This window comes from Teichococcus oryzae (assembly GCF_008386565.1).
Classification (GTDB): domain Bacteria; phylum Pseudomonadota; class Alphaproteobacteria; order Acetobacterales; family Acetobacteraceae; genus Pseudoroseomonas; species Pseudoroseomonas oryzae.
This window is the reverse complement of sequence record NZ_VUKA01000079.1, coordinates 1-611: the sequence shown is the minus strand read 5'-3', so window position 1 is coordinate 611 and position 611 is coordinate 1. Positions and strand designations below refer to the sequence as shown.

1 protein-coding gene is annotated in these 611 nt (G+C 70.7%); it reads left to right on the top strand.

The window, feature by feature from the left end:
* A partial coding sequence (locus F0Q34_RS21605; protein WP_174242086.1) for a gamma-glutamyltransferase occupies window positions 1-611 on the top strand: 611 nt, incomplete at both ends.

Sequence of the window (611 nt, the reverse complement as noted above, 5' to 3'; positions counted from 1 at the left end):
CTCGTCATCCGCGCAACCCGCATCGCCGCCGGCGTGCGGATCGCCGACAACATGCCTGACGAGACCCGGCTGCGGGCAATCCTTTCTGACGAGAACGTCCGGCGGCTTCAGGACCGGCTGCGGGCGGGAGGCGGCATGGAGGGTCCGACGGAGCAGTGGACCAGCGAGCCGCCGCCTGGTGCCGATCCGGGGCATACCACCTCCTTCTCCATCGCCGACCACGAGGGCAACCTCGTCTGCATTACCCAGAGCCTGGGCTCGGTCTTCGGCAGCGGGGTGGCCGTGCCGGGCACCGGGGTCCTGCTCAACAACTTCCTGTACTGGGCGGACGTGCAGCCCGGCAGCCCCAACCTGGCCAAGCCCGGCCTGCCGCTCGCCATGTGCATGGCGCCCAGCATCTCGACCCGGGATGGCGAGCCCTGCCTCGCCCTGGGGACGCCGGGCAGCTACGGGATCTTGCAGACCCAGGCGCAGGCGCTCGTCAGCCATCTGGATTTCGGGCTGGGGTTGCAGGCGGCGATCGATGCGCCGCGCGCCCGGCTTTGGGACGGGCGGCTGGTGGAGATCGAGAACCGGGTGGCGCCCGAAGTGCTGGTCGCCCTTCGCGAGCA